The sequence below is a fragment of the Rhizobium sp. BK060 genome, assembly GCF_014193145.1.
Taxonomy (GTDB): domain Bacteria; phylum Pseudomonadota; class Alphaproteobacteria; order Rhizobiales; family Rhizobiaceae; genus Rhizobium.
In genome coordinates, this window is sequence record NZ_JACHYW010000006.1 from 176,293 (window position 1) to 200,544 (window position 24,252).

21 protein-coding genes and 1 tRNA gene are annotated in these 24,252 nt (G+C 60.6%); 10 read left to right on the forward strand and 12 right to left on the reverse strand.

Going from position 1 to position 24,252, the window contains the following annotated elements; translation table 11 throughout:
• Positions 1-49: 49 nt before the first annotated feature.
• On the reverse strand, positions 50-937 hold the full coding sequence (gene galU, locus FHT71_RS09050) for a UTP--glucose-1-phosphate uridylyltransferase GalU (protein WP_007797839.1): 888 nt from the start codon (positions 935-937) through the stop codon (positions 50-52).
• 201 nt (positions 938-1,138) lie between these two features.
• On the opposite strand from galU, the gene FHT71_RS09055 reads away from it, so the two are divergent.
• The 3 genes from FHT71_RS09055 (at position 1,139) to FHT71_RS09065 (ending at position 4,418) form a co-directional block, all read left to right on the forward strand.
• On the forward strand, positions 1,139-2,362 hold the full coding sequence (locus FHT71_RS09055) for a lytic murein transglycosylase (RefSeq protein WP_132589162.1): 1,224 nt from the start codon (positions 1,139-1,141) through the stop codon (positions 2,360-2,362).
• Between the two features lie 60 nt (positions 2,363-2,422).
• Positions 2,423-3,652 carry a DUF459 domain-containing protein gene (locus FHT71_RS09060; RefSeq protein WP_132589161.1) on the forward strand — a complete coding sequence of 410 codons (1,230 nt, stop codon included), beginning with the start codon at positions 2,423-2,425 and terminating at the stop codon, positions 3,650-3,652.
• A gap of 121 nt (positions 3,653-3,773) precedes the next feature.
• Complete coding sequence (locus FHT71_RS09065; protein ID WP_183719507.1) at positions 3,774-4,418, forward strand: amino acid transporter; 645 nt, start codon at positions 3,774-3,776, stop codon at positions 4,416-4,418.
• Between the two features lie 48 nt (positions 4,419-4,466).
• Here FHT71_RS09065 and FHT71_RS09070 read toward each other — a convergent pair whose 3' ends face one another.
• Together FHT71_RS09070 and gltB are read right to left on the reverse strand one after the other, a co-directional pair.
• The gene (locus tag FHT71_RS09070; protein ID WP_132589159.1) at positions 4,467-5,921 is read right to left on the reverse strand and encodes a glutamate synthase subunit beta; all 1,455 of its coding nucleotides are present in this window, start codon (positions 5,919-5,921) and stop codon (positions 4,467-4,469) included.
• Between the two features lie 256 nt (positions 5,922-6,177).
• Positions 6,178-10,899 carry a glutamate synthase large subunit gene (gene gltB / locus FHT71_RS09075; protein ID WP_132589158.1) on the reverse strand — a complete coding sequence of 1,574 codons (4,722 nt, stop codon included), beginning with the start codon at positions 10,897-10,899 and terminating at the stop codon, positions 6,178-6,180.
• 539 nt (positions 10,900-11,438) lie between these two features.
• Here gltB and FHT71_RS09080 point away from each other — a divergent pair.
• A complete protein-coding gene (locus FHT71_RS09080; protein ID WP_183719509.1) occupies positions 11,439-12,488 on the forward strand; it encodes a low specificity L-threonine aldolase in 1,050 nt (349 codons plus the stop codon).
• A gap of 10 nt (positions 12,489-12,498) precedes the next feature.
• Here FHT71_RS09080 and FHT71_RS32140 read toward each other — a convergent pair whose 3' ends face one another.
• Positions 12,499-12,627 carry a hypothetical protein gene (locus tag FHT71_RS32140; protein WP_259128832.1) on the reverse strand — a complete coding sequence of 43 codons (129 nt, stop codon included), beginning with the start codon at positions 12,625-12,627 and terminating at the stop codon, positions 12,499-12,501.
• 269 nt (positions 12,628-12,896) lie between these two features.
• Between FHT71_RS32140 and FHT71_RS09085 the strand changes: the two genes are divergently transcribed.
• Positions 12,897-13,394 carry an N-acetyltransferase gene (locus FHT71_RS09085; protein WP_132589156.1) on the forward strand — a complete coding sequence of 166 codons (498 nt, stop codon included), beginning with the start codon at positions 12,897-12,899 and terminating at the stop codon, positions 13,392-13,394.
• Positions 13,395-13,487: 93 nt separating this feature from the next.
• On the opposite strand, the gene FHT71_RS09090 is transcribed toward FHT71_RS09085, so the two are convergent.
• Positions 13,488-14,345, reverse strand: coding sequence for a LysR substrate-binding domain-containing protein (locus FHT71_RS09090; protein WP_132589155.1), 858 nt, complete (start codon positions 14,343-14,345; stop codon positions 13,488-13,490).
• Positions 14,346-14,438: 93 nt separating this feature from the next.
• On the opposite strand from FHT71_RS09090, the gene FHT71_RS09095 reads away from it, so the two are divergent.
• Positions 14,439-15,443, forward strand: a complete 1,005-nt coding sequence (locus FHT71_RS09095) for a bile acid:sodium symporter family protein (protein ID WP_183719511.1) — start codon at positions 14,439-14,441, stop codon at positions 15,441-15,443.
• A gap of 65 nt (positions 15,444-15,508) precedes the next feature.
• Here the strand turns inward: FHT71_RS09095 and FHT71_RS09100 are convergent, their stop codons facing one another.
• Positions 15,509-15,976: an Hsp20 family protein gene (locus FHT71_RS09100; RefSeq protein WP_007797803.1), complete on the reverse strand. Its 468-nt coding sequence runs from the start codon at positions 15,974-15,976 to the stop codon at positions 15,509-15,511.
• A 358-nt stretch (positions 15,977-16,334) separates the two neighbouring features.
• On the reverse strand, positions 16,335-17,213 hold the full coding sequence (locus FHT71_RS09105; RefSeq protein ID WP_132589153.1) for a Hint domain-containing protein: 879 nt from the start codon (positions 17,211-17,213) through the stop codon (positions 16,335-16,337).
• Positions 17,214-17,473: 260 nt separating this feature from the next.
• Between FHT71_RS09105 and FHT71_RS09110 the strand changes: the two genes are divergently transcribed.
• A complete protein-coding gene (locus FHT71_RS09110; RefSeq protein WP_132589152.1) occupies positions 17,474-18,448 on the forward strand; it encodes an alpha/beta hydrolase in 975 nt (324 codons plus the stop codon).
• 42 nt (positions 18,449-18,490) lie between these two features.
• Here FHT71_RS09110 and hisN read toward each other — a convergent pair whose 3' ends face one another.
• Both hisN and FHT71_RS09120 read right to left on the reverse strand, forming a co-directional pair.
• The gene (gene hisN, locus FHT71_RS09115; RefSeq protein WP_037083526.1) at positions 18,491-19,264 is read right to left on the reverse strand and encodes a histidinol-phosphatase; all 774 of its coding nucleotides are present in this window, start codon (positions 19,262-19,264) and stop codon (positions 18,491-18,493) included.
• Between the two features lie 244 nt (positions 19,265-19,508).
• The gene (locus tag FHT71_RS09120; RefSeq protein WP_132589228.1) at positions 19,509-20,390 is read right to left on the reverse strand and encodes an N-formylglutamate amidohydrolase; all 882 of its coding nucleotides are present in this window, start codon (positions 20,388-20,390) and stop codon (positions 19,509-19,511) included.
• 186 nt (positions 20,391-20,576) lie between these two features.
• On the opposite strand from FHT71_RS09120, the gene cpdR1 reads away from it, so the two are divergent.
• Positions 20,577-20,939: a response regulator CpdR1 gene (gene cpdR1 / locus FHT71_RS09125; protein WP_007527565.1), complete on the forward strand. Its 363-nt coding sequence runs from the start codon at positions 20,577-20,579 to the stop codon at positions 20,937-20,939.
• 83 nt (positions 20,940-21,022) lie between these two features.
• Positions 21,023-21,097: transfer RNA gene (locus FHT71_RS09130), tRNA-Val, on the forward strand.
• 138 nt (positions 21,098-21,235) lie between these two features.
• Here the strand turns inward: FHT71_RS09130 and FHT71_RS09135 are convergent.
• On the reverse strand, positions 21,236-21,556 hold the full coding sequence (locus tag FHT71_RS09135) for a hypothetical protein (RefSeq protein WP_132589151.1): 321 nt from the start codon (positions 21,554-21,556) through the stop codon (positions 21,236-21,238).
• Positions 21,557-21,895: 339 nt separating this feature from the next.
• On the opposite strand from FHT71_RS09135, the gene FHT71_RS09140 reads away from it, so the two are divergent.
• Positions 21,896-22,375 (forward strand): hypothetical protein, encoded by a 480-nt coding sequence (locus tag FHT71_RS09140; RefSeq protein WP_007797784.1) that lies wholly within the window; start codon positions 21,896-21,898, stop codon positions 22,373-22,375.
• A gap of 27 nt (positions 22,376-22,402) precedes the next feature.
• On the opposite strand, the gene FHT71_RS09145 is transcribed toward FHT71_RS09140, so the two are convergent.
• On the reverse strand, positions 22,403-23,101 hold the full coding sequence (locus FHT71_RS09145; RefSeq protein WP_183719513.1) for a hypothetical protein: 699 nt from the start codon (positions 23,099-23,101) through the stop codon (positions 22,403-22,405).
• A gap of 563 nt (positions 23,102-23,664) precedes the next feature.
• The gene (locus tag FHT71_RS09150; protein ID WP_007797778.1) at positions 23,665-23,907 is read right to left on the reverse strand and encodes a hypothetical protein; all 243 of its coding nucleotides are present in this window, start codon (positions 23,905-23,907) and stop codon (positions 23,665-23,667) included.
• Between the last annotated feature and the right edge of the window lie 345 nt (positions 23,908-24,252).

Here is a 24,252-nt window from a genome sequence, read left to right on the forward strand (position 1 = left end):
GGGAGACTTGAAGGCGGATCAATCTATTCAAGAATTATCTAGACTTGCCTCAGAGGCCCTTTAGCAGCGCCTTGAAGCCTTCCTCGACCGTCGGGCGGATATCCGCACGTTCCAGTGCGAATGCCACGTTGGCGAGGATGAAGCCATCCTTGGCGCCGCAGTCGTAGGTCGTGCCGCGGAAATGATAGCCCGCGAAGGTCTGATCCTTGAGCAGCTTCAGCATGCCGTCGGTCAACTGGATTTCGTTGCCGGCGCCGCGTTCCTGGGTTTCCAGGATCTTGAAGACCTCAGGTTGCAGGATGTAGCGGCCATTGATGAAGTAGTTCGACGGCGCTGTGCCCTTGGCCGGCTTCTCGACCATGCCGGTGATGCGGAAGCCATCACCGATCGCTTCGCCGACGCCGACGATGCCGTATTTATGGGCCTGATCGGGGGCGCACTCCTCGACGGCGATGATGTTGCCGCCGCTCTGGGCATAGAGATCGATCATGCCCTTCATGCAACCCTTGCCTTCGCTCTTCATGATCATGTCGGGCAACAGTAGCGCGAATGGCTCGTTGCCGACGATCTCGCGGGCGCACCAGACGGCGTGGCCGAGGCCGAGCGGCTCCTGCTGACGGGTGAAGCTGACCGTACCAGCCTTGGGAAGCTGGCCGGCAAGCAACGTCATTTCCGCCTGCTTGCTGCGCTCGCGCAGCGTCTGCTCGAGTTCGAAGTGAATATCGAAGTAGTCTTCGATGATGTGCTTGTTGCGACCTGTGACGAAAACGAAATGCTCGATGCCAGCTTCCAGGGCTTCGTCGACGACATACTGAATGATGGGTTTGTCGACGACAGTCAGCATTTCCTTCGGCACGGCTTTGGTGGCCGGGAGAAAGCGAGTCCCGAGACCTGCAACCGGAAATACAGCTTTGCGAACTTTTTTATGCTCTGCCACACAATCCTCCTGCGATGATTACACCGCTTGAAATAAAAGGCATTTCTGATTGGACTAGATGAGATTTGCTACCGTTTTGCAAATGGTGACTGCGTTCCTGCGTCATGGTAAAGAATTTGTTGACTCCGTTCGGGTAGTCTCGGGCCTGAGCGGAACTTCGCGCTCTGCTGTGCCTGAAACGAAAAGGACGGATGACCGCCGATGACTCAAAATCACAGAAATTCCCTTCGTGGTCTTGCTATTGCATTCGTCGTGACCGCGTCCGCCGGCCTGGCTCCCATCAATGCGAAAGCAGATCAGCAGTTCCAGAAGTGGATCGCGGACTTCTATCAAACTGCCGCTCAAAATGGCATCAGCAAGGCAACCTATCGCAAAGCCTTCGCAGGCGTCAGCGATCCGGACCCGACCGTGCTCGAGAAGGCTGCCTATCAGCCTGAATTCACGACAAAAATTTGGGACTATGTGGATTCCCGTGTAAATCCCTATACGGTCCAGATCGGCCGTCAGATGGCCGCCAAGCATGGCGCGACGCTGAATGCGATCGAACGCCGCTTCGGCGTCGACAAATCGATTCTCCTCGCGATCTGGTCGATGGAATCCAATTATGGCGCAGTTCTCGACAAGGACGACCGCCTGCATTACGTGCCGCGGGCGCTGGCGACACTCGCCTATGCCGATGAACGCCGCGCGAAGTTCGCCAAGAAGCAGCTCATCGCGGCTTTGAAAATCCTTCAGAATGGCGACATTTCCCCGAACGGCATGACCGGCTCCTGGGCGGGCGCCATGGGCCACACCCAGTTCATTCCGACAAGCTATCTTCTCTACGCCATCGACGCGGACGGCAATGGCCATCGCGACATCTGGAACTCCGTGCCCGATGCCTTGGCAACATCCGCGAACCTGCTGATGAAGAACGGCTGGGACAGGGGCAAGACCTGGGGATATGAGGTCGTCGTGCCGGCGAGCGCACGCAAGCAGGTCGGCAAGACCCACACACTGGCGCAGTGGGCCTCCCTCGGCCTGACACGGCCCAACGGCAAGGGTTTCCGCGACGGCGGCGGCAACGCCGTCCTCAAGATGCCGGCCGGTCCCAACGGCCCCGGCTTCCTGATGACCAGCAACTTCTTCACGATCAAGAGATACAACGCCTCGGACAGCTATGCGATCGGCGTCGGGCTGCTCGCGGACGAGCTCGCCGGCTACGGCGGCATGAAACAACGCTGGCCCCGACCAGACGGCACACTCGACATGAAAGAGAAGTTCGAACTGCAGACCCGCCTGAAGACGCTCGGCTATTATGACGGCGAGGTCGACGGCAACTTCGGTAGCGGATCGAAGGCAGCCATTGCGGCGGTCCAGGCACGCATGGGAATGCAGCAGGACGGCGAGCCATCGCTGCCGCTCTTGAACGCGCTTCGCAAGTAGACGGAATAATCGGCGACATGCATTTTGGGGTGTGGACGCACCTTCCCGCTCCATGCGAGAATGCCGGCTGATGCGAGGCTGCTGACTATGCGTAAACGAGTAAACCGGGCAACGCTCCGCTGGGGTGCGATCGGCACTGCGACGTTGGTGCTTGTCTTCAGCGCGCTGCCGGTGCACGTGGCCGATGCGCAGGAGCGCTATTACTATCGCCGCTCCATTCTCGACTTCTTCCTTGGTCGTCGTTACATCCAGGAATATCCGCCACAAGCACCGTCTCAGAACGCGCCGCAACGACAGCCTGCGCCGAAGAGGAAGGCGGCGCCGAAGGCGGCTGCAGCGCCACGCCCAGCCGCTCCCGTGGTCGTTGAAGAGAAGGTGGTCGAAAAACTTGCCAACGCTCAGAAGATCCTTGTCGTCGGCGACTTTCTCGCCGGCGGTCTTGGCGTCGGCATGGATGCCGCATTCAAGGATTCTCCCGGCATTGTCGTCGAAACACATAGCAACGTCGCCTCCGGTCTGGTGCGAGACGACTACTATGACTGGCCGCAACAGTTGACGAAATTCATGGACGAGGCAAAGCCCGCCATGGTCATCGTCATGCTCGGCGCGAATGATCGCCAGCAGATGGTAACGGATGTAGGCAAGGAGAAATTCAGGACCGACGGTTGGTATGCAGAATATCAGCGCCGCGTCGTGGCCTTCGGCAAGCAGGTCACCAGCCGCAAGATCCCACTGCTCTGGGTCGGCCTGCCGGCCTTCGATTCGCCCGCGATGACCGCCGATGCCGTGCAGCTCAACCAGCTGTTCCGCAAGCAGATGGAGAGCGGCGGCGGCGAGTTCGTCGATATCTGGGACGGCTTCGTCAGCGAAGGTGGTGACTTCATCGTCACCGGCTCTGATATCAACGGCCAGCAGGTGCGCCTGCGCACGTCCGACGGCATCAATCTCACCGAGGCCGGCCGGCGCAAGCTCGCCTTTTATGTCGAAAAGCCCGTGCGACGCATCCTCGGCATTCAAACAAGCCCCGACCTCGTTCGCCTCGATACGGGCAATGCGCCGGCGATCGACGCGGTTGCAATGCCCGGCCGCACGGAACCGATCAGCCTCTCCGACCCGAACCTCGATGGCGGCGCGGAGCTTCTCGGCGGCAGAGCTCTGCCAGTCAGCGTAACCAAGTCACCGCGCGACATGCTGGTTCAGGACGGCGAGATGGCGCCTCCCCCACCCGGCCGCGTCGATGACTACCGCATGACGCCGATGAAGCCCACGGCACAGGTTTCCATCAAATAGCAGCTTCCTCGCAGGGCCAATTACAGCGACAACCCGTCGCCAGTCTCAGGCACTGCCTCTGCCGTTGCGCGGAGACCTTCACCCCAACCGCCGCTCGACACTGCAGACGCAGACAAACGTCATGCAATTAGAAATGCCGACTGATCACGGCGCATGGTCCGCTTGGAGCCCAGCGGAACTGGCAGGCCGGTTGAGTGGCATTTCAAGGCCCTGGTGTATTGTCGGCGGATGGGCGCTCGACCTTTGGCATGGCTGTCAGACTCGTGAGCACGAGGACCTGGAATTGACGGTTCTACGCGAAGATCTCGGCATCTTTCGCGACGCCCTGAAGGGCATGGAATTCCATACGGCGGGAGATGGCGTTGTTGAGTACCTGCCAGCAGACGAGGCGCCACCGGCAGCAATCTCGCAGATATGGTGTTTGGACATGGCGGAGCGACGCTGGCGCGTCAACATGATGATCGAGCCGGGAACGTTCGAGACCTGGGTCTACAAACGGGATCCGACCATCTCCCGGCCGCGTGCAGAGATGGTTGGCACGACGGCTGAGGGTATTCCCTATTTGAAGCCGGCTGCGGTCCTGCTGTTCAAGGCGAAATACAGACGCGCGAAGGATGAAATCGACTTCGAGCAAGCCTTGCCGAAACTGCCCGCTTCGCAACGTCTGTGGCTGAAAACCTGCCTTGCGGCATGCCACCCCGACCATGAATGGTTGAAAAGCCTGCAAGAGCCGCCGATGACGCTCGATCTGGAGCCTATGGAATGAAAAGGGCCGCTCGAAGCGGCCCAAACTCCATTCATCAAACGGCTTTGCTTACCGCGGCAGAACCGTCGAGCCCATCAGGGCCTCATCGATGGCGCGGGCGGCCTGGCGGCCCTCGCGGATCGCCCAGACGACTAGCGACTGGCCGCGGCGCACGTCGCCTGCCGTCCAGAACTTGTCGACCGACGTCTTGTAGTCGCGGTCGTTGGCAACAACGTTGGTCGAGCCGCGACGGTCGGTATTGAGCGTCAGCTTGCCGTCGAGCTCCTTCAGCACGCTGTCCTTGAACGGACCGCTGAAACCGATCGCGATGAAGGCGAGGTCGGCTTTGATGATGAACTCCGTGCCGGCGATCGGCTTGCGGCGCTCGTCCACCTCGCAGCACTTCACGCCGGTGAGCACGCCGTCTTCGCCGACGAATTCGAGCGTTGCAACCTGGAACTCGCGGATCGCGCCTTCCGCCTGCGAGGACGAGGTGCGCATCTTCGTCGCCCAGAACGGCCAGACGGCGAGCTTGTCTTCCTTCTCCGGCGGCTGCGGGCGAATGTCGAGCTGGGTCACTTTCACTGCACCCTGACGGAACGCCGTGCCGACACAGTCAGACGCAGTATCGCCACCGCCGACGACGACCACGTGCTTGGCGCCGGCGAGGATCGGGTCAGAGGCCCAGCCAACGCTGTCGATGTTTTCGCGACCGACGCGCTTGTTCTGCTGCACGAGGTACGGCATTGCATCATGAACGCCGGAAAGCTCGATGCCCGGGATACCCGCTTCGCGGGGCGTTTCCGAACCGCCGCAATAGAGCACCGCATCGTAATCGGCGAGCAGCTGCTCGACCTTCACGTCGACCCCGACATTGACGCCACAGTGGAAGGTGACGCCCTCGCCCTTCATCTGCTCGACGCGGCGATCGATGAAGTTCTTCTCCATTTTGAAGTCAGGGATGCCGTAACGCAGCAGCCCGCCGGGCTTCGACTCGCGCTCATAGAGGTGAACCTCATGGCCAGCGCGGCCGAGCTGCTGCGCAGCCGCCATGCCGGCCGGGCCGGAGCCGATGATGGCGACCTTCTTGCCGGTATGGACCGTCGCCGGCTGCGGGCGGATGAAGCCGAGCTCGTAGGCCTTGTCGGCAATCGCCTGTTCGACGGTCTTGATCGCAACCGGCGTGTCTTCGAGGTTCAGCGTGCAGGCTTCCTCGCAGGGCGCCGGGCAGACACGGCCAGTGAACTCAGGGAAGTTGTTGGTCGAATGCAGGTTCTGGATCGCCGCTTCCCAGTTGTTGTTGTAGACGAGGTCGTTCCAGTCCGGAATCTGGTTATGGACAGGACAACCAGTCGGCCCATGGCAATAGGGAATGCCACAGTCCATGCAGCGGGCTGCCTGTTTCTGCACCTCCTGGTCCGACATCGGGATCGTGAATTCGCGGAAATGCCGGATGCGATCCGAGGCAGGCTGATACTTCGCCACCTGCCGGTCGATTTCCAGAAACCCTGTGACCTTACCCATATTTTCGTCCCTCATCATCTCAAAGCCCAAGACCCAGAGGTCCCCAGTACCAGTAGGCGTGTCCCATGACCGCACCCAGGGCTACAAATTCCGTTCTCAGGTCATCGCCGAGATATGAGGTCCCGGCGCAAACTGCGACGGCGAGGCACAGGGATGTGAAGAGGTGGAACAGCGACCATCGATTTCTCATCAGCGTCCTTTCCGGTATCTCCGTGCCCCTCGTCAGAGCAGTTATAGACCTAGCGATTCAAGAGCATTACTCCGCCGCAATTCCCATGCGGGCGCGTTCCATTTCTTCAAGGGCACGGCGGTACTCGACCGGCATGACCTTGCGGAACTTCGGACGGTAGTCGGCCCAGTTGTCCAGGATCAGCTTGGCGCGGGTAGAACCCGTGTAGTGCAGATGGTTGGAAATCAACTGGTAGAGGCGTTCCTCGTCGTGGCGCGTCATGTCACCGGAGACGTCGACGCGCCCCTTGTGCATGAGGTCGCCGCCGTGATGATGCAGCTTCTCCAGCATGTCGTCCTCTTCCGGAACCGGCTCGAGCTCGACCATTGCCATGTTGCAGCGCTTGGCGAAATCGCCCGTTTCGTCGAGCACATAGGCGACGCCGCCGGACATGCCGGCCGCGAAGTTACGACCCGTCGAGCCGAGCACGACAACGACACCGCCCGTCATGTATTCGCAGCCGTGGTCACCCACGCCTTCGACGATGGCGATCGCACCCGAGTTACGGACCGCAAAGCGCTCGCCCGCGACGCCGCGGAAGTAGCACTCGCCTTCGGTCGCACCGTAGAGCACGGTGTTGCCGACGATGATCGACTCTTCCGCGACAATCTTCGAGTTCTCCGGCGGCCGGACGATGATCTTGCCGCCCGAAAGGCCCTTGCCGACATAGTCGTTGCCGTCACCGATCAGGTTGAAGGTGATGCCGCGCGCCAGGAAGGCGCCAAACGACTGACCTGCCGTGCCCTTGAGCGTCACGTTGATCGTGTCGTCCTTGAGGCCGCGATGGTTGTAGCGCTTGGCGACTTCGCCGGACAACATCGCGCCCGCCGAACGGTCGACGTTCTTGATATCGACTTCGAAAGCAACCGGCGTCTTCGAAGACAATGCCGACTCGGCCTCCGCGATCAGCTTGCGATCGAGAATGTCGTCGATCGGGTGCTTCTGGCGGGTTGTCCAGTAGGTCGCATCCTTCGGCGCCTCGACCTTGTGGAAGATGCGGCTGAAGTCGAGACCCTTGGACTTCCAGTGCGCCAGCATCTCGTCCTTCTCGAGCAACTCCGAAGCGCCGATGATGTCATCGAGCTTGGTGAAGCCGAGAGACGCCAGGATTTCGCGCACTTCGTTGGCGACGAAGAAGAAGTAGTTGACGACGTGCTCGGGCGTGCCCTTGAAGCGCTTGCGCAGAACCGGATCCTGCGTGGCAACGCCGACAGGACAGGTGTTCAGGTGACACTTGCGCATCATGATGCAGCCGGCGGCGATCAGCGGCGCGGTCGCGAAGCCGAACTCGTCGGCGCCGAGAAGCGCACCGATGATGACGTCGCGGCCGGTCTTCAGACCACCATCGACCTGCAGGGCTATGCGCGAACGCAGGCCGTTCAGCACCAGCGTCTGCTGGGTTTCGGCAAGGCCGATTTCCCACGGGCTGCCCGCATGCTTCAGCGAGGTCAGCGGCGATGCGCCGGTGCCGCCGTCGAAGCCGGAGACGGTGATGTGGTCGGCGCGCGCCTTGGCAACGCCGGCGGCAACCGTGCCGACGCCGACTTCCGAGACGAGCTTTACCGAGACATCGGACGTCGGGTTGACGTTCTTCAGGTCGTAGATCAGCTGCGCCAGATCTTCGATCGAGTAGATGTCGTGGTGCGGTGGCGGCGAAATCAGGCCGACGCCCGGCGTCGAGTGACGGGTCTTGGCAACTGTCGCATCGACCTTGTGGCCGGGCAGCTGGCCGCCTTCGCCGGGCTTTGCCCCCTGCGCGACCTTGATCTGCAGCATGTCGGCATTGACTAGATATTCGGTCGTCACACCGAAGCGTCCCGATGCGATCTGCTTGATCGCCGAGCGTTCCGGGTTCGACGAACCGTCCGGCAGCGGCATGTAGCGATCACTCTCTTCGCCCCCCTCGCCGGTGTTGGACTTGCCGCCGATCCTATTCATGGCGATCGCCAGCGTCGTATGCGCCTCTCTGGAGATCGAGCCGAAGGACATGGCACCGGTCGAGAAGCGCTTGACGATATCGATCGCCGGCTCGACCTCGTCGACCGAGACGGGCACGCGGCCGAGCTGTTCGGCGCTCTTGATGTTGAAGAGGCCGCGGATCGTGTTCATGCGCAGCGCCGAGGTGTTCACCATCTCGGCAAACTCGCGATAGCGGTCTTCGGCATTGCCGCGAACGGCATGCTGCAGTGTCGCGACCGCATCCGGCGTCCAGGCGTGGCTTTCGCCGCGCATGCGGAAGGCATACTCGCCGCCGATATCCAGCGTGGTCGCCAGCAGCGGATCCTTGCCGAAAGCGGAGGTGTGACGAGCAACGGTCTCTTCGGCGATCGCCGTGAGATCGACGCCTTCGATCATCGTTGCAGTACCGAAGAAGTACTTGTCGACCAGCTCCTGCTGCAGGCCGATCGCATCGAAGATTTGACCGCCGCAATAGGACTGATAGGTCGAGATGCCCATCTTCGACATGACCTTGAGGATGCCTTTGCCGACCGCCTTGATGTAGCGGTAGACGACTTCGCTAGCGTCCACTTCCTTCGGGAATTCGCCCTTGGCATGCATGTCGAGCAGCGTGTCGAAGGCAAGATAAGGGTTGATCGCTTCGGCGCCATAGCCTGCGAGCAGGCAGAAATGATGCACTTCGCGCGGCTCGCCGGTCTCGACAACGAGGCCGACCGAGGTGCGAAGACCCTTGCGGATAAGGTGATGGTGGACAGCAGCGGTCGCCAGCAGCGCCGGGATCGCGATTCGGTCCGGTCCGATCTGGCGGTCGGAAAGCACGATGATGTTGTAGCCGCCCTTCACCGCCGCTTCCGCGCGCTCACAGAGGCGGTCGAGCATCTCGGGCATGCCTTCGGCGCCACGCTCGACGTCATAGGTGAAGTCGAGCGTCTTGGTGTCGAAGCGGTCCTCGGTGTGACCGATCGAGCGGATCTTTTCGAGATCGCCATTGGTCAGGATCGGCTGGCGCACTTCCAGGCGCTTGGCGTTCGCCATGCCAGTATGGTCGAGAATGTTCGGACGCGGCCCGATGAACGAGACGAGGCTCATGACGAGCTCTTCGCGGATCGGGTCGATCGGCGGGTTGGTAACCTGCGCGAAGTTCTGCTTGAAGTAGGTGTAGAGCAGCTTCGACTTCTCCGACATCGCCGAGATCGGCGTATCCGTGCCCATCGAGCCGACGGCTTCCTGCCCCGTCGTCGCCATCGGCGACATCAGGATCTTGGTGTCTTCGGTCGTGTAGCCGAAGGCCTGCTGGCGGTTGAGCAGCGACACGTCGCGGCGCAGCGCGCGCGGCTCGACCGGCTTCAGGTCTTCGAGGATGAGCTGCGTGCGATCCAGCCAGTTGCGGTAGGGATGCTTGGTCGCAAGCTCGGACTTCACTTCCTCGTCGGAAACGATCCGGCCTCTTTCCATGTCGATCAGCAGCATCTTGCCTGGCTGCAGGCGCCACTTCTGCACGATATCCTCTTCAGCCACCGGCAGCGTGCCGGCTTCCGAAGCGAGGATGACGCGGTCGTCGCTGGTGACGAGATAACGTGCAGGACGCAGACCGTTGCGGTCGAGCGTCGCGCCGATCTGCTTGCCGTCGGTGAAGGCGACAGCCGCCGGTCCGTCCCACGGCTCCATCAGCGCGGCATGATATTCGTAGAATGCCTTGCGCTCGGCCGCCATCGACTGGTTGCCGGCCCAGGCTTCCGGGATCAGCATCATCACGGCGTGCGCCATGGAGTAGCCGCCGCGCACGAGGAACTCGAGCGCGTTGTCAAAACAGGCCGTGTCCGACTGGCCTTCATAGGAGATCGGCCAGAGCTTGGAGATGTCGTCACCGAAGAGCGGCGAGGAAACAGAGGCCTGACGCGCCGCCATCCAGTTGACGTTGGAGCGCAGCGTGTTGATCTCGCCGTTGTGGGCGACCATGCGATAGGGGTGCGCCAGCTTCCACGACGGGAAGGTGTTGGTGGAGAAGCGCTGATGGACGAGGGCGACCGCGGTTTCGAAACGCGGGTCCGACAGGTCCTTGTAGTAGGCACCGACCTGGTAGGCCAGGAACATGCCCTTGTAGACAACCGTCGCCGACGACAGCGAGACCGGATAGAAGTTGCTCTCCTCGCCGTCGAACTCGTCGTAAATGCGGTTGGAGATCACCTTGCGCAGCGTGAACAGGCGACGCTCGAACTCGTCGTTCGTCGCAGCGTCCTTGCCGGCACCGATGAAGACCTGCACGTGGTGCGGCTCGGTGGCGGCAATATCGGGCGCCTTCGACAGCGAGGAGTTATCGACCGGCACGTCACGGAAGCCGAGGAAGACCTGGCCTTCTTCGGTGATGACGTCCTGGATCACCTTCTTGAAATGCGCGATCTGCTTTTCGTCGCGCGGCATGAAAATGTGGCCCATGCCGTACTCGCCGACCTTCGGCAGGGTGATACCCTGCTTGGCCATTTCCTCGCGGAAGAAGCGGTCCGGAATCTGCACGAGAATACCGGCGCCATCGCCCATCAGCGGATCGGCGCCGACGGCACCGCGATGCGTCAGGTTCTCGAGAATGAAGAGACCGTCCTTGACGATCTGGTGCGACTTTTGACCCTTCATATGAGCGACGAAGCCGACGCCGCAGGCATCGTGCTCGTTGCGCGGGTCGTAAAGCCCCTGTTTTCGCGGCAGACCGGAGGCGAATTTACGCGTATTGGCCGTCGCGCGCATCGTTGCTGCTGCGAACTGGTCAAAACCCGTGGATGGCGTCTTCGTCATCTTTCCCTCCTGTCAGAGCCCGCGGGGCTGCGGGCGGCTTCTTGTCGCGCGCCGTCCCTGATCCTAGGTTCGGCGCGTGACAGCGCTGTTGCATTATCGAAGATCCGGTCGCCGGCGGCAGGCTTTCCAGGGAAAGCAACCGTGCGCTCCCGCGCCTGCCATCCGCCTCCGCACGCGGGCTTTTGCCCGCTTTTGAAGAACTATAGCGTGAAACCCCACAAGTGTAAGGTTTTTTGGCGCCTCTTCGGCCATCGCGGCCAAAATAGGACAGCAACACTGTCCTAATTCACCTGATCTATGCCAGAAACATATTGTCTACGCAAGAGTGCAGATTCAAAAAATCGGCAGTTTGCGACCTAATATTGCCGAAACAACGCATATATGCGACATAAAATTACGCCTTTCCGCACTATTTTGTTTATTGATTGCCGAAGTCAATTTTTGTGATGGATTCCACGCCGCCTCTTTGACCAGCCGGAATGATCGCGTAATGTCCCGCCCCGAACCCGATCCTCATCCATCCCAAGCGGTTTCCTTCCATGTATTTCGCATCCGACAACTGGGCCGGCGCCCATCGATCCATAGCCGAACGTCTGCTCCGGGAATCCGACGGCTTTGCCGCAGCTTATGGCGCGAGCGATCTCGACCGGCGCGTCGAGCGGCGCTTTGCCGAAGTCTTCGAGCGCGAGGTCGCCGTCCTCTTCGTCGGCACCGGGACGGCAGCGAACTCCTTGTCGCTCGCCAGCGTCCAACGGCCGGGCGGCATCACCTTCTGCCATTCCGAAGCGCACGTGATTGCGGACGAATGCGGCGCGCCCGACTTCTTCAGCGGGGCCCGCCTGCTCGGCGTCCCCGGCGCGGAAGGAAAGATCGATCCGACTAAACTGAAGGAGAAGGTCGCAGCTTACCCGCAAACGGCCGTGCAACACGGACGCGCAACGGCTGTAACGATCACTCAGGCGACGGAAGCCGGTACGGTCTACAGCCTGTCGGAAATCGACGAAATCGCCGCGATCGCCCAAAGGGACAAGCTACCCCTCCACATGGACGGAGCACGCTTTGCCAATGCCCTCGTCTCCCTCGATGTCAGTCCGGCCGAGATGACCTGGAAGCGCGGCATCGACATGCTGTCCTTCGGTGGCACGAAGAACGGCTGCTGGTGCGCGGAAGCGATCGTCTTCTTCAATGCGGAGCAGGCGAAAGAGATGCCGTTCATCCGCAAGCGCGCCGCCCAGCTGTTCTCGAAGTCCCGCTTCATCGCGGCCCAGTTCGATGCCTATTTCGAGAACGATCTCTGGCTCGATCTCGCTCGCCATGCGAACGGCATGTCCGATCGTCTGCGCGCCGGCATCACCGCGAGCAACCTGGCCCGCCTCGCATGGCCGACCTCGGCCAACGAAGTCTTTGCCGTCATCGCGAAGAGCGCGGCCAAAACCGCCGAGGAGAAGGGCGCGAAGTTCTATGAATGGCCGGTGTCGCCGGCAACGCCCGAACTCGTCGGCTCGGGTGAGACGCTGGTCCGCCTCGTCACCAGCTTTGCGACAGATGAGGCAGACGTCGATGGCTTCCTGGGCTGCCTTGCAGGCTGAGTCGCAGGGCTCAATTCTGATGCCCCGTCACGGCGGATTGCGGCTTGCCGCTATCCGTCGTTTTCGCGTCGTGTCCGGCCACGACAATCAGCATCACACAGGCAACCAGCCCGGATACGAAGAGTACCCCATACGTCATCGGTCCGTTCTCCTTGCCCCGAAGATCGACCATCCAGCAGGGGAGCCTAGACCCCGAACCTAACCAGATGCCTAACCCATAGGGTTGAAAGCGCCTTAAGATGGTAAGTAGTCCATTAACATTTGAGGCAAGAGGCGAACCAGAATTGCGCCGGCATGAAGCTTTGTTGCAGGATCGGCGTGGTTGATTACCTATCCCTGACCGCCCTGCCGCAGCCGCGCTGTCACGGGCCACCGGTCTGAAATCGGAAAATGGCGAAAGAGACCCGAATGGAAATCCGTCCTGAACAGCTAAGCGACATCGCGGCGATCCGTCAGATAACAAAGGCGGCCTTCGCACCGATGGACTATAGCAGCCAAACAGAAGCAGAGATCGTCGACGCTCTGCGTAATGCGGACGCCCTGATCGTCTCGCTCGTCGCCGTCGAGGATGGTGCCGTTGTAGGGCATGTCGCGTTTTCGCCCGTTACGATCGATGGCGAAGACAAGGGCTGGTATGGACTCGGACCGGTCTCGGTCAGGCCGGACCGTCAAAAAGGGGGGGTTGGCGGAAAACTCATTCGCGACGGCCTATCGCGACTCGCCGATATCGGAGCCAAAGGCTGCGTCGTTCTCGGCGATCCCGGCTACTATACGCGCTTCGGCTTCCAGAATGACGTCAATCTGATCTTTGAGGCTGCGCCTGCGGAATATTTCATGTGCTTGGCGTTCGACGGCGACACGCCTGCGGGCAAAGTCAGCTATCACGCTGGCTTCAACGCCACTTGATAGCGAAGCTGAAGTCTTAAAGACAAGGCTGCCTTCTCGATAACTGAGGTTAGGAAACTGGCTCGCGGTTCGTCCGGCGGCTGAAAGCCAACGTCATGCGTTGGCGCGAAGGCTGCGCACCTTCCCAAGGATGTCGTCCGATAGGGCTGAAACCAGTGCCTGGTCCGCCCCCTTGCGCGGCACCAGCACAAACTCGACGTCCTCAAGCACCGGCAGCCTGCCTTTGCCGATCTCCTTCAACCCCGATGGCGCCATGCTGCGTGGCTGCACCAGTACGCCCATCCCCGCCCGCGCTGCCGCCGTCAGTCCGCTGAGGCTGCCGCAGGTACAGACGATCCGCCACGCGACCTGGCTGCGCCCCAACGCTTCGAGTGCAATGCTGCGCGTCACGCTCGGCGGCGGGAAGGCGATCAATGGCAGGGGCCCACCGCTCAAGACGTGCTCGGGATCGCGTGCTAGCCAGACCAGTGGCTCGCGATAGACCAACCGCCCGCGTGCATCGCCGAGCCGGCGCTTCGCCAGCACGAGGTCGATCTCGCCATTATCCTGCATCTCGTAGAGCGTGCCGGAGAGCGCCACCGTCAGCTCCAAATCGACCGATGGGTGCGAGCGAACGAAATCCTCGAGCACTGCCGGTAGCTGGCTGGTCACGAAGTCTTCCGACACGCCGAGCCGGAGATTGCCCCGCAGCCTCTGCCCCCTGAATTGCGACTGAACCTGTGCCTCGATCGCCAGCATCGCCCGCGCATGGCTAAGCAGCGCCTCGCCGTCGGTCGTCAGTTGCACCTTGTGGGTGTCGCGCGCCAGCAACCGCCGTCCGACCGCGCTTTCAAGCCGCTGGATGTGCTGGCTGACGGTCGATTGGCCGAGGCCGAGCCTTTCGGCTGCCAGTGTGAAGCTTCCCATCTGTTCGACGGCAACAAAACTGCGCAGCTGCGTAAGATCAAGCATGGCAATCCAGAAATACGATAACTGTTATTCCTTGCATCCTGTATCATAATGGAAGAAAGACAAATGATCTACCGATCTCGATGAGTATCCGTCATGCGCCGTTTTTTACCCGATAACTTTACGATGCTGTTGGTCTGCACCGTCATCCTCGCCTCGCTGCTGCCCGCCAAAGGCGCCTTTGTTGGCTATTTCGGGATCGCGACAAACCTGGCGGTGGCCCTCCTCTTCTTCCTGCACGGCGCCCGCCTGTCACGTGACGTCGTGATCGCCGGCCTGCTGCATTGGCGGCTGCATCTTGCGATCCTATTGACGACGTTCGGCCTGTTTCCCATCCTCGGCCTGGGTCTCGGCTTCGTGCCGGAATGGATCCTGCCGAAGCCCCTCTATCTCGGCATCCTTTATCTCTGCGTCCTGCCTTCGACGGTGCAATCCTCGATCGCCTTCACGTCCATGGCAGGCGGCAACGTGCCGGCTGCCATATGCTCGGCATCGGCCTCGAACATCTTCGGCATGTTCCTGACGCCGCTGCTCGTCGGACTGCTCTTCTCGGTCGGCGGCCATGGCAGTTTCTCATGGGACGTCCTCGGACAGATCCTCCTGCAGCTGCTGCTGCCCTTCGTCGTCGGCCAGGCGCTCCAGCCCTGGATCGGCAACTGGATCCGCGCGAAAAAGACCCTGCTGATGCCGGTTGACCGCGGCTCGATCCTGATGGTCGTCTATCTTGCCTTCAGCAAGGCGGTCGTCGAGGGGCTATGGCACACGTTCTCGATCGCCGACATTGCAGCGGTCATTATCGCCGACATGAGTCTGCTTGCTCTCGTCTTGTGCTTCACCATGTTTGGCAGCCGCCTCCTCGGCTTTAGCAAGGCCGACGAGATCACTATCACCTTCTGCGGATCGAAGAAGAGCCTCGCCAGCGGCGCGCCGATGGCCAGCGTCATCTTTGCCGGGCAATCGGTCGGCGCGATCGTGCTGCCACTGATGCTATTCCATCAGATCCAGTTGATGGTCTGCGCCGTGATCGCGCAGAAATATGCGGCGAAGGCCGCGCACCGCATCACCGAAGAGGAAGTTGAGGAGGCGGCAAGCCCAGCCTGACCTCGATAACAAAAAAGGCGGCGCTCGAACGAGCGCCGCCGGCATCATTGGCCTGGGAGGACCGATTAGTTGGCGACCTGCGCCTCGATGGCCTTCGGCGCGCTGACCGGCTCAGCCGCAATCGCGATCTTGCGCGGCTTCATGGCTTCCGGAATGCTGCGAAGCAGGTCGATGTGGAGCAGACCGTTCTTCAGCGAAGCGGCAGTAACCTCCACATGGTCGGCAAGCTGGAAGCGGCGCTCGAAGGCGCGCTTGGCGATGCCGCGATAGAGGAACTCACTGCCTTCCGCATTGTCTTCGCTCTTTTCACCCTTGACGGTCAGAGCGTGGGCCTGTGCCTCGATGGAGATTTCGGTCTCATCGAAACCGGCAACGGCCATAGTAATGCGGTAGGTGTTTTCACCGGTGCGCTCGATATTGTAGGGCGGATAGGTCTGGCCCTGGTCAGGCTGACCGAGACTGTCGAGCATGGTGAAAAGACGGTCGAAACCGACGGTGGAACGATAAAGGGGAGAGAAGTCTACGTGACGCATGATGTCCTCCTTAAGGAAGCGACGTGTTGCGATAGGTGCCCCTAAAACCCCTTATTCGGCAGCTTTGGGACGGTTTTGCAGGCCCGTTTGGCGCCTGCAGGAATGAGATGGGGATGGCTTTTGCGCAGTTCAAGACCCTGGCACAGGAGCGAACTCACGTTGCGTGAACCGCATATGAATAGCCGGTTCGGAAGCCGTTCATGAGTGGGAGATTAGGAATCGTGCCATCGGGTGACACTGGCCCGATGGCTGGAGTGTATCGTCCCTTCGTCTTCAGCCCGATCTCCGGCCGGCATCGCGAAACCCCTCAAGTTCCGCATGCCGGTCTTTTTTTGATTCGAGCTCGAAGACGAGGAAATCAGGCCGATAGCTCTTTGGCGCGCGCGTTAATCTTCTTGCAGGCATCCTGGAATGGATCGCGCATCGGCAACAAATGCGAAGCGCCAAGCAGAAGAAGCGCTTTCAAATGCTTCCAGCCGCCTTCCTCGCCGAGGACCGTCGCATAGGATGTCATCGAAGTGCGCGCCTCGCCGGCATAAAGACGTTCGTACTCCGCAAAATTAGAGAAGTTTTCGTGGTTGCTGTCCGAGGGATGGAAAGTTTCGGCTGCAGCGCCCTCGGCAAGGATGACCTCATGCGTATTGAGCAGGACGGCATAGTACTCGATCGACTTATCGGCCGCAGGAACGACCGGTGCGATTGTGGTGCCGTTCACCAGATCCTTCACACGGATCAGAACGCCATTCAGGAACAGCGCATGGCCGGGCGATAGGTAGAGATCGGAATGTGGTGTTCGGCTATCCAGCGCGTGGCGCGAGACGCGGATCGGCACCACGCCTTCATGCCAGCGTGCACCACTTTTCTTGAAGACTTGGCGGCCGACCCACTTGATCGGGCGGGCATCCCCATCCGGAAGCGAAACGCGATCGCCGATGCGAAGATCCTCGACAGGCTTTTCACCGCAATCCGTGAGGATCGCCGTCCCACGCAGGAAGCACTGCGCGCCACCGCCACCACCGCCGCCGGAACTGCCGTGTCCGCCTCCGCCAGAGCCGTTCCCGCCTCTACCGGAGTTGCCCCTCCCCCAACGCCGGCCCATCGCGCTCGCGGGAGACGTGGAAACTGCCGTTGCTGCGGCCGCGACGCTGGCGAGCCGAGCACCGGCAGCGGCGGCCACACCTAGAAAATGCCTTCGTGCGGTATTGCGTGGCAGCTTCGGATCTTCCGTGGATGACATGCTGGCTTCCTTTGATAAGAGTAACGCCAGCCCATGTTATAATAAGTTGTATTGCATTGAACTTCGGAGAATAGCGCTAACACCTACCCAAAAGGGAGTAGGCAAGGCCGGTCGTTCGGGTCAAGGATTTGCAAGGCAACGACCAAATTCAACGTCCCATCCATCGCCCGTTACCGAAGCTTTTTTCTTTGATTTGACAGCGCGACCGCCTATCCGCTTTACTCTAGAGGCGAATCCGCGAAGGACACGATCGATCGACCATGGAACAGGTCCTTTTTTCGACCCCCGACAATCCGGCACCCGAAAACCGCACCGAAGGCTACTTGGAGACGCACGATGGCCATCGGCTGCGCTATGCCGTCTTCCGCTCTGATGCGCCGGTAGCGAAGGGCACCGTCGTCCTCCTCCAGGGCCGAAACGAATTTATCGAGAAGTATTTCGAGACGATCCGCGACCTGACGGCCAAGGGGCTCTGGGTCGCGACCTTCGATCTGCGCGGCCAGGGCGGCTCCGACCGGCTTCTGAAGAAGGGCCCCTACGGCCATGTCCGGCGCTTCATCGATTACGAGCATGACCTCGACACGTTCCTCGAGAAGATCGTGCTGCCGGATACCCGCCTGCCCTTCTTCATTCTCGCGCATTCGACCGGAGCGCTGATCGCGATGTCCGCCGCCCCGTACCTTTCGACACGCATCGAGCGGATGGTGCTGACGGCACCCTTTATCGGCCTCTCAGGTCAGGCGGCCTCGGAAGGCACCATCCGCGCCCTCGCCGGGGTCGCCTGTTCGCTCGGTCTCGGCTCCTTTCCACTAACGCGCAAACTCAAGGAGCAGCCGTTCCGCGATAACCCCCTAACATCGGACGAGACGCGGTTCGAGCGCAACCTCGCCATTGCCGCGGCCCATCCGGAACTGACGCTTGGCCCGCCGACCGCGCGCTGGCTGCACGACTCCTTCCGGGCGATCGACCGCGTGACCTCTCCGAGCCATCTGTTTTCGATCACCATACCAACGGTCGTGATCGCGCCGACGCGCGACGCCATCGTGCCCTATATCGCGCAGGAGCGAATCTCACGCTATTTCCGCGCCGCTCAGTTCGTACCGATCAATGGTGGGCGGCATGAGGTGCTGCAGGAGCGCGATGTCTACCGCAAGGCAGCACTTGCGGCATTTCACGCCTTCATTCCCGGCAGCGATGCCGAGGCGGTCGAGGAAGTCGAAGGGTTTGGCACGTAGCCCGATCGCTATCCGAGTGACCTCTGGAAGTGCCGATTGCTGTTATCGATTGAGGACAGCCATTGCCTGTTCGTAGACGGCGCGGCTGCCTGCGGCAATGATCGAACCGCCGTTTTCCGGACGCCCGCCATCCCAGGTCGTGATGATCCCGCCGGCATTCTCGATGACGGGAATGATGCCGCCGACATCGTAGGGCTTCAGGCTGTTTTCGATCACCAGGTCAACGTGGCCGGCGGCAAGCAGCGCGTAGGCGTAGCAATCCGTTCCGTAGCGGAACAGCCGCACCTGGCTTTCGATTTCCCGATATTTCTCCATTTCGACGCCTACAAAGAGATGCGGCGAGGTGGTGAAAAGGATGGCGTTCGTCAGGGCGCCGCAATCGCGAACCTGCAGCCGGCGCTCTCCCTCCGGACCGCTGTAGATGGAACCATTCGCATCCGCGAAGTAGCGTTCGCCGGTAAAGGGCTGCTCGATCATCCCCATAATGGCCCGACCGTCGCGCTGCAGACCGATCAGCGTTCCCCAGACAGGCACGCCCGAAATAAAGGCGCGCGTACCATCGATCGGGTCGATAACCCACACATATTCGCGGTCGAGGCCGACATTGCCGTGCTCTTCACCAAGAATGCCATGATCTGGAAAGTGTTTCTCGATCAGCGAGCGAATGGCGACTTCCGCAGCCCTGTCGCCCTCGGTGACCGGGTCAAAGCCGCTCGACAGCTTGTTGGTCACGTCAAGCCCGGAACGGAAACGCGGCAGCGTCTCGGCCTTGGCGGCCTCCGCAAGGCGGTTGAAGAACGAGCGATCAGGAAGCATGGTGAAATCCATCGGTGGCGCGCGAGTGGCGCTTTTCATAGCGGAATTGCGGCCGGTTGCAAACGAGAGCGGCAGCATTTAGCCGGCTGCACAAATTTTTTGCACCGCAAAATTCTGATTGACAATTGTGCACCGCAATAGTAGCGTTTGCTCACAGTCTTCTGACTGTAAATACCCTCCTTGGGTGTTTCCTCCCTAGACTTGGACCGCCGTAAGGCGGTCTTTTTTTGACAATCTTGAAGGCTTACTCGGCAGCCAGGGCAGAGTCTGTCGCGAACTGCGCCACATAGACCGCCAACTGGCGCATGAAGGCGGTGATCGCTCCGGCAACCGAAGCGAAGTCGGCCCGCTTTTCCAGCGTAATTTCGTCGACATAGATCGACCGGTTCACTTCGATCTGCAGAGCATGCAGCCCGCGTGACGGGCGGCCGTAATGCTCGGTGATGAAGCCGCCGGCATAGGGCTTGTTGCGGATCGCCGTGAAGCCCATTTCTTCGAAGATGGCGACGGCCGCGCGCGACAGTTCCGCCGAAGCGCTGGTGCCATAGCGATCGCCGATGATGAAATCCGGCCGCGAATTTGTACCGGCGACACGGACATTGCCCGGCATGGAGTGGCAATCGATCAGCACACCAAAGCCGAACTGGACATGCGTGCGGGCGATCAACCGCCGCAGCGCCGCATGATACGGCTTATAGACGGCCTCGATGCGATCGAGCCCTTCCTGCACCGACAGCCGACGCGCATAGATTTCCATGTTCTCGGCAACGATGCGCGGAATGGTGCCGAGCCCGCCTGCGACACGCAGCGAATTGATGTTCGCGTAAGGCGGCAGCAGACCGTCGAACATACGCGGATCGAGCTCGTAGGGCTCGCGGTTCACATCCAGATAGGCGCGCGGAAAGTTGGCAAGCAGGAACGGCGCGCCGAGCGCGCTCGCATCGCCGAACAGTTCATCGACGTAGTGGTCCTCGGAACGACGTATCGAAACGCCCTCGAGCCGGGACTGAGCGATGAATTCAGGAGGATAGATGCGCCCGCTATGCGGCGAGTTGTAAACGAATGGAATGGTGTGCGACAAAGGCTCCCGGACCTCGAAAAGTGCGTATTCGGGGATTTCCTGCACCCTTTTTCCCTCTTTACCCTGCCAGGAGGCCACTGCTTCGCCCATGTTGCCAGTTGCCGCACGGCAAGTCCATACTATCTCATGGGGATGACGCCTTGGATGACCTCTTCATTGGTTGTTTACTGGCCGAACTCTAGTGTAAATGGCTGGAGCCCACGCATAAATTACTGATAAGCGGTCTGGATAATGACTCAGAAGATACTTCTTGCAGAAGACGACAACGACATGCGCCGCTTCCTTGTGAAGGCGCTTGAAAAGGCAGGCTACAAGGTCCTCTCCTACGACAACGGCGCCAGCGCCTATGACAGGCTTCGCGAAGAACCCTTCTCGCTGCTCCTGACCGATATCGTCATGCCCGAGATGGACGGAATCGAACTGGCGCGCCGCGCGACCGAGCTCGATCCGGACCTGAAGGTGATGTTCATCACCGGATTCGCGGCTGTCGCACTGAACCCTGATTCGAAGGCACCGAAGGACGCAAAGGTTCTTTCCAAGCCTTTCCACCTGCGCGACCTCGTCGAGGAAGTGAACAAAATGCTTGCCGCGTAAGGCTTCCGGCAGCGTATGTCACAAAACCGAAAAAAGCCTATTGACGGCAAAAAGGGTTTGTGGTCTATGCGCCGCCATCGGATGGGCGTGTAGCTCAGCGGGAGAGCACTACGTTGACATCGTAGGGGTCACAAGTTCGATCCTTGTCACGCCCACCATTCGAATTCAAGGGCTTAGCGGGAAACCGCTAAGCCCTTTTTCGTTCCGGTGCAGCTCGAAGCATTGACTGCGTGCAGCGCCCACGAGCGGAAAGAAACGGATGGACGTCTCAACCGTTGCGCCGGCCTCCCGCCACGCTACGGGTTATTGTAAAACGATCCGCTGTCGTAAGCGCAGGCGTAGTCAAGGACGCATTGTTTGCCCGCCGCATCCCGGAAACTAGCCGTGGTGCGCGCATAGCCCAAGCCGCATTTGGCAGGCGGATAGCGAAAGCTGCTGCCGCCGAATCCGGAGCGGACGAACACCTTCTTGTTCTGGCGGATGATCTGCGAGATCTGGCTACAGGTTGAAGAGCGCGCATCGACGTTCAGTGCCGCTGCGCAGAACGCGGCCGATGGCAGTACCAGCGTAGCAGCTAAGATCGCAGTATTGGCGGCAATGCGAGAAGCAGCGCCCATTTCGCTCCCCCGAATGTGCATGGCGGAAAAAAGACTATACTCGCTTTCCGCGAGCCGACAAATCGGCAGCCCCTCAATCTTAGCTAGACTGGCAGTCTCGCTGGCAGACGAGTGTGCAGCTATCGCTCGCGATCGCTTTGCCCAAGCGCCATCCGCATGCAGAGGACGTCCGTATAGAGCGCGAAGTACACCGGGAGATCATCCGGCGTTCTCGTTCGGGTTTTCTTTGCCGATTGCCAGAATTGAAAGTCGGGCCTATCGACCAATTTCGAACACAGAACAATGGCAAGTCGCTGCCGACAAACAGCACTGCTGAGACAAGAACTACGAGGTAAAGACATGAGACTGGCAACTTTGGCCGCCGCTTCGCTCATCGCCGCGACACTGACCACGACAGCGGACGCGGCATCGCAGAATTTCCCCGGCGCGCCCGGTGCCCTGACGCTCGCCGGCAAGTGCGCCAAGCTCGTCGTCGGCAAGGTCGACGCGACGAAGGGTTGCGAAGCCGAACTTGCGAGCGTGACGCTTGTGAATGGCCAAGTCACCTTCATCTTCACCTCGGGCGGCAAGATGCTGGGCTTTCAAGGCGATGGCACGGCCATCAAGCCCGCCTCCAACGGCAACGCCCGCATGCCACTCAATCTTGTGGTGACGGGCGTCGGCCAGAAGATGACGGGTCAGGTGAAAGTTGCCGGCACCTGCACGATGGGCAACCCCTACGGCGGCAAGCCGGTTGCCATCGAATGCACGGCCGAAAGCAAGGACACGGCCTTTGCGGGCAGCTTCCGCACCAATGGCAAGGCGCCGAAGCAGAAGTAGGCCACCGTTTGCGGCTACGGGCCAGGCTCAGGCGCACCAGGCGCTATTCGCGCCGGGTTTGCGGGCCAAGCCCTCGTTGATCATCTGCACGCCGATCGACCGGCCGTCGCGTGACACGACATGCGGCGCGCCGGCCTTGCCCGGCTGCCCGGCCGGGTTCATCGAGAAGGATCCGGAGTTCAGGATGTTCAGGAGCCGCAGCTTGGCAGAGAAGCCCAGGCGCTTCTCGTTGTCACAACGGGCCGTCTCAATGCCAGGGCTCACCACGTCGGCAATGGCGATCTTCTCGCCCTTGTACCAGAACGTGCCTCCATCAGCGACGCAGTTGATGTGCTCTCCCTGCCCGCAATAACCGAACGCGGCCTTGCCGGTCTGCGCCTGCGCGGGCGAGATGGAGGCCGGGATCGCTTTTTCCGGCACGGCAGGTGCCTTGGCCGGAATAGGCACAGCGGCAGGCGGCATGATGCGTGCCGCCGCGGTGATCGAGGCGGTCTGCCTTGGGCTGGAATCGCGTGCAGGTTCGCTCCGCGCGACCAAGGCCGGCCGGGAGACGAGGGAGGCCGGCGCATGTGTGGCGAGCATCGGCTTCACGCTCTTCCAGTTGTCGTAGGTCGCAATGCCACCAACGGCGATGACGCCGATGATTGTCCAGGGAAGAGTGCTTCCGCCTCCCCTTCCCTTCGATCGTGCCGATGATTTGCGGCGGCGGGTCGCAGTCTTTGCCATCTATCCGATTCCCGTGAACGCACGGATTATCGCCGGGCAATCCTTTCCGAAAGGTTGGCAGTTCTTCATTTTCGTATGGAAGACGAGGGGCAGCGGATGTGCTGACATTTCCCTCAGTCGCAGCTGCGCCCATCCGGGCCAGCATGTGGCTTTCCGGCGCAAGCTTGCACTCCGCTATTGGCCGGTGGCGGTCCTAGCCACCGTTGCTGCGACTTACGGGCCGTTCATCTTGCAGGAAGTGGAACCGCGGTTCGAGCGATCCCGATCATCAGAGTGACGATCCAGGATGGTTCGGAGCGCCCGACGAAAACCGCGGGCAAAAGGCATTAGAGCTACACCGCCGGGGACGCCGTGTCCGGCCTCAAGCGCGTCGGCGGATCCCAACGAGAGCCCAGCGAATTCATGATCTCGATTCTTTCCAGATCGATCTGAATATCAGCGGCCGAAGCGCTTACCATTCGATCTCGTGCTTCATGTAAATGTCGTGCGGCACCGAAGTTGTTTTCATCTTTTCTCACTGGTTGTCGCGAGTAAAAATGTCAGGGTTGCAATTACCAATTACGTCAGCGGGTCGGCTTTGCAACCGTGGAATCGTCCTCCACAGCCGGCTTCGGCCCACCCTTCGAAAGATCGCCGCCGGTTACGTGTGCGGGAACGTGGACGTCATCGAAAACGCCGTGTGGCAGCGTCAGGTCGACCTGATGTGGAGGCAGCACTTGCGCCTTCTGCATTCGGTTGGGGCGCGCCCGCTTCATTCGGTCGGATTTCTCCGTACGTTTGTCGGGAGTGTGGGTCGAGGGGTGCATCGTCGGCCTCCTTTTTCATTGCGCATAACACTGGTGAACTAGGGACTAACGACCGCGATGCCGGATGGTTCCAAAGAAAAACAAAGCGCATCGCGCCGATCTTGACTGGCGCGAGAAGTTCACTACCTTCGCCTTATCCCACGGCCTCGGACATCGGCCGATGGGTCAACCTGGTGCCGGGCCCCTCTGGCGAGAGTTTTTACGGCGCTCTCGTGATGTCGGTACCGCCTGCAGCTTTAGCCGGCGGATTTTTCATCGATGAAACAGCTCACCATGCCTCACGCGCATGCCTTTTGTGGTATGTCGCGTTTTTCAAGCACATATTTTCTGTTCGACATCAGTCGC

What these genes read in the sequence shown, in the direction of transcription:
- cpdR1 (WP_007527565.1), top strand. Translation starts at nt 20,577, where the DNA reads ATGACTCAGAAGATACTTCTTGCAGAAGACGACAACGACATGCGCCGC.
- FHT71_RS09080 (WP_183719509.1), top strand. Translation starts at nt 11,439, where the DNA reads ATGTATTTCGCATCCGACAACTGGGCCGGCGCCCATCGATCCATAGCC.
- FHT71_RS09070 (WP_132589159.1), bottom strand. Translation starts at nt 5,921, where the DNA reads ATGGGTAAGGTCACAGGGTTTCTGGAAATCGACCGGCAGGTGGCGAAG.
- FHT71_RS09150 (WP_007797778.1), bottom strand. Translation starts at nt 23,907, where the DNA reads ATGCACCCCTCGACCCACACTCCCGACAAACGTACGGAGAAATCCGAC.
- FHT71_RS09110 (WP_132589152.1), top strand. Translation starts at nt 17,474, where the DNA reads ATGGAACAGGTCCTTTTTTCGACCCCCGACAATCCGGCACCCGAAAAC.
- FHT71_RS09060 (WP_132589161.1), top strand. Translation starts at nt 2,423, where the DNA reads ATGCCGGCTGATGCGAGGCTGCTGACTATGCGTAAACGAGTAAACCGG.
- FHT71_RS32140 (WP_259128832.1), bottom strand. Translation starts at nt 12,627, where the DNA reads ATGACGTATGGGGTACTCTTCGTATCCGGGCTGGTTGCCTGTGTGATG.
- FHT71_RS09055 (WP_132589162.1), top strand. Translation starts at nt 1,139, where the DNA reads ATGACTCAAAATCACAGAAATTCCCTTCGTGGTCTTGCTATTGCATTC.
- FHT71_RS09140 (WP_007797784.1), top strand. Translation starts at nt 21,896, where the DNA reads ATGAGACTGGCAACTTTGGCCGCCGCTTCGCTCATCGCCGCGACACTG.
- hisN (WP_037083526.1), bottom strand. Translation starts at nt 19,264, where the DNA reads ATGCTTCCTGATCGCTCGTTCTTCAACCGCCTTGCGGAGGCCGCCAAG.
- FHT71_RS09105 (WP_132589153.1), bottom strand. Translation starts at nt 17,213, where the DNA reads ATGTCATCCACGGAAGATCCGAAGCTGCCACGCAATACCGCACGAAGG.
- FHT71_RS09090 (WP_132589155.1), bottom strand. Translation starts at nt 14,345, where the DNA reads ATGCTTGATCTTACGCAGCTGCGCAGTTTTGTTGCCGTCGAACAGATG.
- FHT71_RS09095 (WP_183719511.1), top strand. Translation starts at nt 14,439, where the DNA reads ATGCGCCGTTTTTTACCCGATAACTTTACGATGCTGTTGGTCTGCACC.
- FHT71_RS09145 (WP_183719513.1), bottom strand. Translation starts at nt 23,101, where the DNA reads ATGGCAAAGACTGCGACCCGCCGCCGCAAATCATCGGCACGATCGAAG.
- FHT71_RS09085 (WP_132589156.1), top strand. Translation starts at nt 12,897, where the DNA reads ATGGAAATCCGTCCTGAACAGCTAAGCGACATCGCGGCGATCCGTCAG.
- FHT71_RS09065 (WP_183719507.1), top strand. Translation starts at nt 3,774, where the DNA reads ATGCAATTAGAAATGCCGACTGATCACGGCGCATGGTCCGCTTGGAGC.
- FHT71_RS09100 (WP_007797803.1), bottom strand. Translation starts at nt 15,976, where the DNA reads ATGCGTCACGTAGACTTCTCTCCCCTTTATCGTTCCACCGTCGGTTTC.
- FHT71_RS09135 (WP_132589151.1), bottom strand. Translation starts at nt 21,556, where the DNA reads ATGGGCGCTGCTTCTCGCATTGCCGCCAATACTGCGATCTTAGCTGCT.
- gltB (WP_132589158.1), bottom strand. Translation starts at nt 10,899, where the DNA reads ATGACGAAGACGCCATCCACGGGTTTTGACCAGTTCGCAGCAGCAACG.